Source organism: Candidatus Lernaella stagnicola (genome assembly GCA_030765525.1).
GTDB classification, from domain to species: Bacteria; Lernaellota; Lernaellaia; order Lernaellales; family Lernaellaceae; genus Lernaella; species Lernaella stagnicola.
On record JAVCCK010000047.1, the window covers coordinates 1 to 9,504 of the forward strand.

Consider the following 9,504-nt stretch of genomic DNA (forward strand, 5'->3'; position numbering starts at 1 on the left):
AGGTGTTGCACTTTTCAACCGCCATGGGCTTCACTTTTCGACCGGCGCTTACAACAACCCGCTAACCGTGCGACATGACGGCACTTTCCCAGTCTTCTTCACCAGTTGCACGAGGAACCAGAACGCCGGATAGTTCCGGTAATTCCCTTTCATTTCCCGCTACGGCGCATCATTTTGGGCACGGTTTGGGCACGCTACTTGGTCACGAATCGCTTGACCCGTATTTCTCTCCGTTGCGATGCGTTCTCCCCGAAAAACTCACATACACAATAGACCTAAAACGGGGAGCGGACCACTGTTGCCGCAGGCTCCGGGCGTCTGCCCCTCCCCGCCCACAGCAGCTTGGCGGACTCTCACAATGAGTGGTACCGGCGGGTCACGACCGCTTCACTTTTGAACCGCCAGGTGCTGCACTTTTCGACCGGCGATTACATCCGTCAATGAAATCAACAAGTTGTGGCCACGCCGAAAGCTCCCTGTTCTGTCGGGATGAAGACTCGAAACCGACGTTGAAATCACCCACGATCTAGTTTTGGCGAGCCACAGTCTATATTCGACGCTTTCCACGCTTAGCTACATTTCCGCTAAAATCGCTCCCTCGCGTTCAAAGCCCTCGTCTTTCTGATATGGTTTGATAATCGTTTATCCGCAGGCTAGAATGACCTATTCTGTCACTCGTGTGTGCGATTCTTAGGTTGGGCGCGAATTGAATCCCTGCTGGACGCGCGGCCTTTAGTGACTTCTGTTTCGGAAGACTCGCTGCGCGAGCAGGACCATTGTACACGGGGTTTTTCGCTGCTGATTGCTTACCGTTCATGACGCGGATTGGGGGGATGTGATGGTCGATTCCGTGAATTTAATATGGGGTAAGACAACTAACGTCGGCACACGGCCATTGATCCATCACCTTCTCGACGTTGCGGCCGTTGCGTCGCAATTGGTCCATCGTGTCATGTCGCCGGACGCTATAAATCACTTTACGCAAATGGTTGAAACCGACGCGGAAAGCCTGAAAGCCTGGATCTCGTTTCTCGCCGGATGCCACGACATCGGCAAGGCGACTCCTGCGTTTCAAAGAAAAGATCGAGGCCAACGCCGCATTCTGGAAGAGAATGGCTTCGTTTTTCCTTCCGTCACAATCCACGACGGTTTCCACGGTGAACACTCCGCGTGGATCATCGGCGAAAGCTTGTCGAACGACGCTTGGGGGTTCCCGCACCTGGCACGGAAATTCGCGCGCGGCTGCGGACTTGCCGTTGGGGGCCATCATGGTGAGTTTCCGCAAGAGAATAAGCGTGGTTTGGGAGACGGCGCGTGGGAGCGCGTCCGGCTCGACATTCTACGGACGATGGCGAAACAACTGGGTTTGGAGAAGTTTGCGGCACCGCGAAATATAGAGCGGCCCACCCCTTTCCTTGTTTTCTTGGCCGGCCTGACATCAGTTGCCGATTGGCTGGGTTCCAACGAGTCGTTTTTTCCGCCCGGCAACGAGCCCCTCGCCATACCCGATTACTGGCACGCGTCTCTGGAACGCGCAGAGAAAGTATTGCGAGAGATCGGACTTCTGGTTGACCACGTCGGCGAGGATAAGACATTTGAGGATTTATTCGACATTGAAAGCCGGCGGCCCTTGCAGAAAGTCGCGGTGAAGTTCGCGGATTCGTTTCCTCCGGGCTCTTTCATGATTCTCGAAGCGCCCACCGGCGAAGGCAAAACCGAGGCGGCGTTGTATCTTCACGACCGTTTGGCGCGACAGCGAAACAACGATGGTCTTTACTTTGCCCTCCCGACCCAGGCCACGAGCAATCAGATGTTCACCCGTGTCGATGATTACCTCGAAAGAAAGGGTGCGGGTGGCCGGGCGCTCTTGTCGCACGGAGGCGCCAAAGCGTATCTCGCGGCGCTCGATCGCCGGAAAGACAATGTCAATAAAGATGAAACGGAATTAACCGCCCACGAATGGTTCACCCAAAAAAAGCGCCGTCTATTAGCCCCCTTAGGAGTCGGGACGATCGATCAGTCGCTGCTGGCGGTTTTGCAGACGCGGCACTTTTTCGTACGTCTTTTCGGGCTGGCGGGCAAGACTGTCATCGTCGACGAGGTCCACGCGTACGACACGTATATGAGCACATTGTTGGAAAGGCTCTTGGAGTGGTTGGCCGCGCTCGGTTCCTCCGTGATACTGCTTTCGGCCACCTTGCCGCAATCACGTCGCCAGGCTCTTTTGCGGGCTTTTGCCGGGCCCGACGCGGAGATTGAGGCACAACAAACTCCGTATCCGCGTCTGACGACATTTTGTGACGGTAAGGTTCACGTCAAAGAATTCTCAGCGTCCCAAAAGAGGACAGTAAATTTGTCCTGGATCGACGACGAGCCCGCCAACTTGATCGATCGGTTACGTCAGGGGCTCGCAGCCGGTGGCTGCGCTGCGGTGATCCTCAACACCGTCGGCAAGGCCCAGGAGGTCTATCGCACGTTACGTGACGAGCTTCGCTCATCAGGGATTGCCGTTTCGCTCCTACACGCCCGCTTTCCGCGGGGCGATCGCGACGCGTTGGAAAAGCAAGTCATCGAGAAATTCGGCAATAAGGAAAAGGAGAGTATTCGTCCGGCCGAAGTGCTTGTTTCGACGCAAATCATCGAGCAATCCCTTGATTTGGACTTCGACTTGATGATCAGCGATATGGCCCCGATTGACTTGCTTCTGCAGCGCGCCGGACGGTTGCACAGGCATAAGCACGATCGGCCGAGCGGCTTCGAAGAACCGACCTTATTCGTGTTGAAACCAGCGATCGCCGAAGACGGCGTACCACGCTTCGGCGACAGCGCCTACATATACGACGAGTACGTGCTCCTTCGGTCATGGTGTGTTCTTGCCCCGCGCGTTTCGTTGGTGACTCCCGACGAAACCGAGATGCTGATCGAGGCTGTTTACGGTGATAAACCACTCCCGTCGCCATCGGAGGCCATGGCCGTTCGTCTCGAAGGAGCTTTCAAAAGATTCAACGACGAAAGGAAAAGATCTGAAAGCAAGGCTTTCGCGCAAATTGTCGGCGCCCCCTGCACCGACCTACTCACGGCTCAAAACTTGGATTTGGCTGATGAGAATTTCGATTTTCATCCTTCCGCTCAGGTTCGCACTCGCTTAGCTCGGCCGACAGTCGAGTTGGTCTGCGTTTATCAAACACCACAGGGGTTGTCTCTTGACCCTGATGGTAAACACATCCTCGATCTTTCCACGTTCCCCAATCGAGACACCATCGACGCGCTACTCGGCCGGACGGTCCGCGTCGGTCGTCCCGAGATCGTCAATCATTTTCGCGATGACGAATATTCTCCGAAATGGTGGAGGCAAATCCCGAGCCTCAGATATTCAAAACTATTTGTTTTCGAAGGAAAATTTGTGAAGGTTGGCCGTTGTGAAATGTTCTTAGACCAAGATGTTGGTATAGAAATAAGAAATATTTAAATCATACTATTGACTTTCCCAATGAGAGGCTGCATGCTAACAACAACAGCCGGTCGCTCTTCCCCACTTTTGTGGGGGTGATCCAGAGAGTCTGCAGGTTTTCTGCGAAGCGTCCGCTTTATTCCCCCCATTCGGGGGGGTGCCACCTTTGATTCCACATCCTCGATTCTATAACAAAGCCAAGAGGAGGTGTAAAATGCCGCTATCGTTCAATTTGATCGACGAATCGTGGATTCCCACGATCGACGGTCACGAAAACCAAGCTCTACACAGCTTGTACGAGGCCCTGGCTCGTGCACCCGATCTGCGGGAAGTCGCCGGCGAATCGGCCATGGTGACAATCGCTCTATACAGATTGCTGCTAGCGGTCCTTTACCGGGTTTTCGAACCCCGAATGATCACCGACTGGAAAGCCGTCTGGAACCTCGGCCACTTCGATCAGGACATGCTACGAAATTACTTTGAGCGGTGGCGCGCCCGTTTTGACCTCTTTGACACGGATCGGCCGTTTTTCCAGGTCGGCGACTTCCCTGCCGCCGCGCCGAATCCGGTTTCACGCTTGAGTCCGGATTTGTCCGGTGGAAACAATCCCACGTTGTTTGATCACACTCTCGATGGTACTCCCAACCCAATGGGTTTCGCGGCGGTGGCGCGTTTGCTCGTCGCGAATCAAGCGACTGTGGTCGGCGGCGGAAACAGCCCCACCGGTTATACATCGGCCGCCCCTCTGGCGAAGGGAATGGCGGTCATCGTCGAAGGCGACAATCTTTTCGAAACCCTCATGTTGAACCTAGTCCCCTATGAGAGCCTGCGAGGCATCCTGCGCGAAAAAACGGAAACTGATCTCCCCGTTTGGGAAGCCGACGCGCCGATTGAACCGGGCAGAGAACGCTATCCGCTGGGCATTTCCGACTACCTGACTTGGCAGTCTCGCGCCATTCGTCTCCGGGTAGACGATCAAGCCGCGAATGACGGCGCAGTCCTTTTCATTGATTATGGCCAAGGAGTCAAGCTGCCCGATAATTTCGACAACGACCCCATGATGGCCTACACCCAGGACAGAAAAAGGGGCACGCTGGCGCGCCGATTACGGGAAAACCGAGACTTGTGGCGCGATAGCGGCGCGTTACTGCGCGATGCTGAAACGGAAGATCGCAGAGAAACGGCTCCGGACGTAACGCACTTTGTCGCCAACTTGACCGCAGATCAGGTTCTCGAATCGACAAAGAGAAAGCGAATCGCCGTCATCGGACAGTGTTCGGACAGGGCGAAGGTTTTCTTCTGGCGCCATGAACGCCTGCCGCTGCCGCTGGCCTTGTTGAACGACGATGAATTGATGAATCAGCTCAACAACGGCTTGTTGGTGGCCGACCAAGTCGGGAAACTCCTGCGGTACGCCACAAAGGATCTCGCGCGGGCGCTGCTCCGGCCCGAAGATCCGACAAACGCCGACCCGAAGCAAGTCGCCGCGCTGGCCGACAGCTTTCAAGCCGGCACGGCCTTCTGGGCGGGTCTCGAACTGCCCTTCCGCCGCTTCATGGCCGACCTGCCCGACAGGCCGGAAGAAGAATTCAAGCAGTGGGCTTCAAGCGTCATCAGCCACGTTCGAGAAACATGGAACAGGGTTGTTACCGACCTGGGCGGCTCGGCCCGAGCCTTCCGCGCGGCGGCGACCGTCGAGCGAAAATTCCTCGGAAATCTCAAAAAAACGGAAATAGAAGGAGGATTGCGCGATGAGTAATCCGTCAACCAAATCCCACGAAGAAAATTTCGTCAAATTCCTGCACGGGCTACACGAGGCGAAAAACCGCGGCCCCCTGGCGGCCCTGCGGCGCGGCCTGGGGAAACGACCGGGCACCGTGCCCGAAACCTATCGCTACGTGGTGCCGTTTGTCGGAGGCCTTTCAAAAAGCGACGAAGATTGTTTCTACCTCGTCGCCTCTTTGTTCGCTTCGCACCCCACGGCCAACGCCCAGGGTAATTTCGGCGCGACGATGCGTCAGGTGTACGACAAACAAAACAACTCTGAAAGCAGCGAGCGACGCTTTGTCGCTCTGCTCAACGCCCACGTCGAGGAACTGCCGGACCGCCTACGTCAAGCGGTGGCATTGGCTAAATCGAATGACGCTTCGGTCGATTGGTCGCAACTGCTCAAGGACCTGCGCCACTGGACCCATGAATCGCGCTACGTGCAGCAAAACTGGGCCCGCTCGTTTTGGGGCCAACCCCAAAAAACCAAAACCGAAAACGCTGAATAAGCAAGGAGCCAAACCATGCAACCCAATACCTTTGTCGAGCTTCACATTCTGCAGAACTTCGCCCCGGCCAACCTCAACCGGGACGACACGAACACCCCCAAAACCTGCGACTTCGGCGGGCACCGGCGTGCCCGCATCTCCAGCCAGTGCATCAAGCGCTCGATCCGCACCCATCCGCTTTTTGAGCAAATCCTCGAAGGCAACGTGGGCATTCGCACCAAGCTACTCGTTCGCGAACTGAAAAATAATCTGCTGGAAAAAGATTTCGCCGAATCCGACCTCGACGCCATCCTGCCACTCTTTGTCGGCGGGGCGATTTCTGGGATGGACGGCGACAAAACGAAAGTCCTCTTCTACCTCGGTCGTGATGAAATTGGGCGTTTGGCGGGGCTGGTGGCGGACAACTGGGGGCGCCTACAAGAGTTCATCGCCGGCCAGGCCGACACCGCCGACGCCAAAGCGAAAAAGAAAGCTGCGGCTGAGGCAAAAGCGTTCTTCAGCGAAATCACCAAAGATTATCAACCGGGCACAAAAGTCGCCGACGTGGCCATGTTCGGACGCATGCTCGCCGAACACCCGAACTACAACGCCGAGGCCGCCTGTCAGGTTGCGCACGCCATCTCCACCAACCGGGTCAACGTCGAAATGGACTTTTTCACCGCCGTGGACGATCTACAACCCGATGAAGAAACCGGCGCGGGGATGATGGGAACCATCGAGTTCAACAGTTCGTGCTTCTACCGCTACGCCGTCATCCACTTGAACCAATTGCTGGCCAACATGGACCAGGATTCCGACCTCGCCAAAACATCCATCGAGGCCTTCATCCGCGCCGCCGTCGCCGCGATTCCGACCGGCAAACAAAACGGTTTCGCCGCTCAGAATCCGCCAAGCTTCGTGATGGCTACCGTACGCCGTACGGGTAGCCCGTGGTCGTTGGCCAACGCCTTCATCACGCCGGTCTATGTGGGCCGACAAGGCAATCTCGTGGAAAAATCAATTGAAGTGCTGGCCCGGCACTGGGATGAACTGGCCAAAATGTACGGCGCCGATGGGCTGGCCGCCGCGCCGGTGTGCGTCCTGGGCGAAGCCCAACTCCACGGATTGGCCGACGGCCGCGTCGACTCCATCGACCAACTCATCGCCAAGGTCATGGAGACACTCCAATGAGTACGCTGCTGCTGCGACTGGCCGGCCCCATGCAGTCGTGGGGCACGCGCAGTCGCTTTTCCACCCGCGACACCGAGCGCGAACCGTCCAAAAGCGGTGTCATCGGCTTGTTGTGCGCGGCCCTGGGAAGACCGCGTCACGAAGCGATCGACGACCTGGCCACGCTGCGCATGGGCGTGCGCGTCGATCACGAAGGAACCGTATGCGCCGACTTTCACACCGCCGGCGGCGGGCGTTGGAAAGGAAAACCCTACGGAGTGGCCAAAGCAAGCGGTGCCGTGCCGACCGAAGCGAACTACGCAAAGATGACCGTCCTCTCCACGCGCTATTACCTGGCCGACGCCGACTTCGTTGTCGGTTTGGAAGGCGATGAGGCGTTGCTGGCAAGCCTCGAGGGCGCACTGAAAAATCCCGTGTGGCCTTTGTACCTGGGACGCAAATCGCACGTGCCCGCCGCACCGATCCGGCCGCTGATGGTCGATCAACCTCTTGAACAGGCGCTGCGACAAGCTCCCTTCAAGCCCCGCAAGAAGAAAAACTCGTCGCATGACTTACGCCTCGTACTCGAATGCGACCCCGGCGAAGGCGAAGTGCGCCTCGACCAGCCCCTGCACTTCGCCGAGCGATCCTTCGCCCAACGACACGTGCGGCATATCTTCATGCCCGCGCCACAGCAGGAGGAGTGACCATGTACCTCTCGCGATTGCAGCTTAACCCGAAGTCGCGCCTTGCGCGGCATGACTTCGCCTCGGGATACCAAATGCACCGCACGCTTTCCCGCGCCTTTCCCGACGCGGATCAGGGCGGCTGCGGCAAGGTTCTCTTTCGCGCCGAAATGCAAGCCGGTGCCGGGGAAATCATCGTCCTGGTCCAGTCGGAAAAGAAACCCGACTGGCGGGCCGTGGCCGGTCGGCATCTGCAATACTTGTCCCAACCGCCGGAAAGTAAGCCGTTTGATCCGGCCTTTTTCAGCGGTCAACGACTGCGCTTCCGCCTGCGCGCCAACCCCACCCGCAAAGTGAACGGCAAACGCCTCGGACACCTGACGGCCGAGCACCAACAGTCTTGGTTCGAACGCAAAGGCGAGCACTGCGGCTTCGCCGTGCAGGGCGTCATGATCCGTTCCAACGGCCTGCAAAAAGATGAGGGAAAGTCGGGTCCAAATGAGATGACCTTCGTCGACGTCACTTTCGACGGCGTATTGGAAGTGACCGATCCCGAACGTTTCGGCCGCGCCGTGCGGGAGGGCATCGGCTCGGGCAAAGGTGTCGGCTTCGGTTTGCTCAGCGTGGCCCCGGCCGGCGGCTGACCCATGCGCGACCTACATGAGTTGCCGAAGCTGCGCGACGGCCTGAGCTACCTCTACGTCGAACACGCACGCATCGAGCAGGAGGCCAAGGCCATCGCCTTATTCGACCAGGAAGGCATCACGTCTGTGCCGGCCGCGTCCTTGGCCGTACTGATGCTGGGCCCCGGAACGTCCATCAGTCACGCTGCCGTGCGTGCCTTGGCGGAAAACGGCTGCTCGATCCTTTGGTGCGGTGAAGCCGGCGTGCGCTGCTACGCGCAAGGAACCGGCGAGACCCGAAAAGCCAAACACATCTTGCGCCAGGCCCGGTGGCATGCCGACCCCGCCCGCCACCGCCAGGTCGTTGTCAAAATGTATCGCATGCGGTTTCGTGAACGACTTCCGCCGAACCTCTCCCTCGAGCAAATTCGAGGCATGGAAGGCGTGCGCGTGCGCGAAGCCTACCGGCAGGCCGCCGAACGTTACGGCGTCGTGTGGCACGGGCGATCCTACAACCGCCAGGATTGGCGCTCGGGCGATACAATCAACCGCGCGCTATCGGCGGCTAACTCCTGTTTGTACGGTATTTGCCACGCGGCGATTGTCTCGGCCGGATACTCCACCGCCTTGGGATTCGTTCATACCGGCAAACAACTTTCCTTCGTGTACGACGTGGCCGATCTCTACAAAACCGAAGTCTCCGTGCCCGTCGCCTTTCGCATAACGGCCGAAGGCCCCACGAAGCTGGAACAGGAAGTGCGCCACGCCTGCCGCGACATCTTCTATGAAGTGCGCCTGCTGGCCCGCATCATGGACGACCTAGCCAGCCTTTTCGTAACCGACATAGAAGAATCAACAGACGACGATGGCCAAACCGCAGACGTGGATGCCGACGGCGCCGCGCCCGGTGAACTCTGGGACCCCGACAACGACCACGTAGCCGGAGGACAAAACTATGGTGGTGATGATTCTGGAAAGTGTGCCGACGAGTCTGCGAGGCGAACTGACAAAGTGGCTGATCGAACCAAAGGCGGGAGTCTTCGTGGGGAAGGTGAACGCGATGGTTCGTGATCGCCTGTGGGAAAAAGTCGTCAAGAAAAAACGCAGCGGCGGATGCCTTTTGGTGTATCCCGCCAATAACGAACAGGGCTTCCTCGTGCGCTCGACGGGTAAAACCGACCGAACCATCGTCGACTACGAAGGACTTACCCTGGTTTTGCGACCAAAAACATCGTAATTTCGAAGAGTCTTCCCCACACACGTGGGGGTGAACCGTGGAGGAGCCCTGATGGCCCGCGATATCCGCAGTCTTCCCCACA

General features: G+C 57.7%; 8 protein-coding genes. All 8 read left to right on the forward strand.

Features of this window, described 5'->3' with window-relative positions; genetic code table 11:
- The first annotated feature begins 838 nt into the window (after window positions 1-838).
- Window positions 839-3,469 (forward strand): CRISPR-associated helicase Cas3', encoded by a 2,631-nt coding sequence (gene cas3 / locus P9L99_21790; protein MDP8226008.1) that lies wholly within the window; start codon window positions 839-841, stop codon window positions 3,467-3,469.
- Window positions 3,470-3,665: 196 nt separating this feature from the next.
- Window positions 3,666-5,210, forward strand: coding sequence for a type I-E CRISPR-associated protein Cse1/CasA (casA, locus tag P9L99_21795; protein ID MDP8226009.1), 1,545 nt, complete (start codon window positions 3,666-3,668; stop codon window positions 5,208-5,210).
- Entirely contained in the window at window positions 5,203-5,727 is a 525-nt protein-coding gene (casB, locus tag P9L99_21800) for a type I-E CRISPR-associated protein Cse2/CasB (protein MDP8226010.1), read from the forward strand. Before casA ends, casB begins: the two co-directional genes overlap by 8 nt.
- A 15-nt stretch (window positions 5,728-5,742) precedes the next feature.
- On the forward strand, window positions 5,743-6,897 hold the full coding sequence (gene cas7e / locus P9L99_21805; protein MDP8226011.1) for a type I-E CRISPR-associated protein Cas7/Cse4/CasC: 1,155 nt from the start codon (window positions 5,743-5,745) through the stop codon (window positions 6,895-6,897).
- A complete protein-coding gene (gene cas5e, locus P9L99_21810) occupies window positions 6,894-7,583 on the forward strand; it encodes a type I-E CRISPR-associated protein Cas5/CasD (protein MDP8226012.1) in 690 nt (229 codons plus the stop codon). The genes cas7e and cas5e overlap by 4 nt, the downstream gene beginning before the upstream one ends.
- 2 nt (window positions 7,584-7,585) lie before the next feature.
- The gene (gene cas6e, locus P9L99_21815) at window positions 7,586-8,206 is read left to right on the forward strand and encodes a type I-E CRISPR-associated protein Cas6/Cse3/CasE (GenBank protein MDP8226013.1); all 621 of its coding nucleotides are present in this window, start codon (window positions 7,586-7,588) and stop codon (window positions 8,204-8,206) included.
- Window positions 8,207-8,209: 3 nt separating this feature from the next.
- Window positions 8,210-9,256 (forward strand): type I-E CRISPR-associated endonuclease Cas1e, encoded by a 1,047-nt coding sequence (gene cas1e / locus P9L99_21820; GenBank protein ID MDP8226014.1) that lies wholly within the window; start codon window positions 8,210-8,212, stop codon window positions 9,254-9,256.
- On the forward strand, window positions 9,150-9,422 hold the full coding sequence (gene cas2e, locus P9L99_21825) for a type I-E CRISPR-associated endoribonuclease Cas2e (protein MDP8226015.1): 273 nt from the start codon (window positions 9,150-9,152) through the stop codon (window positions 9,420-9,422). Before cas1e ends, cas2e begins: the two co-directional genes overlap by 107 nt.
- Window positions 9,423-9,504: the final 82 nt, after the last annotated feature.

Excerpts from the sequence above, each read along its gene's own strand:
- cas3 (MDP8226008.1), top strand. The coding sequence starts at position 839 with ATGGTCGATTCCGTGAATTTAATATGGGGTAAGACAACTAACGTCGGC.
- casA (MDP8226009.1), top strand. The coding sequence starts at position 3,666 with ATGCCGCTATCGTTCAATTTGATCGACGAATCGTGGATTCCCACGATC.
- casB (MDP8226010.1), top strand. The coding sequence starts at position 5,203 with ATGAGTAATCCGTCAACCAAATCCCACGAAGAAAATTTCGTCAAATTC.
- cas7e (MDP8226011.1), top strand. The coding sequence starts at position 5,743 with ATGCAACCCAATACCTTTGTCGAGCTTCACATTCTGCAGAACTTCGCC.
- cas5e (MDP8226012.1), top strand. The coding sequence starts at position 6,894 with ATGAGTACGCTGCTGCTGCGACTGGCCGGCCCCATGCAGTCGTGGGGC.
- cas6e (MDP8226013.1), top strand. The coding sequence starts at position 7,586 with ATGTACCTCTCGCGATTGCAGCTTAACCCGAAGTCGCGCCTTGCGCGG.
- cas1e (MDP8226014.1), top strand. The coding sequence starts at position 8,210 with ATGCGCGACCTACATGAGTTGCCGAAGCTGCGCGACGGCCTGAGCTAC.
- cas2e (MDP8226015.1), top strand. The coding sequence starts at position 9,150 with ATGATTCTGGAAAGTGTGCCGACGAGTCTGCGAGGCGAACTGACAAAG.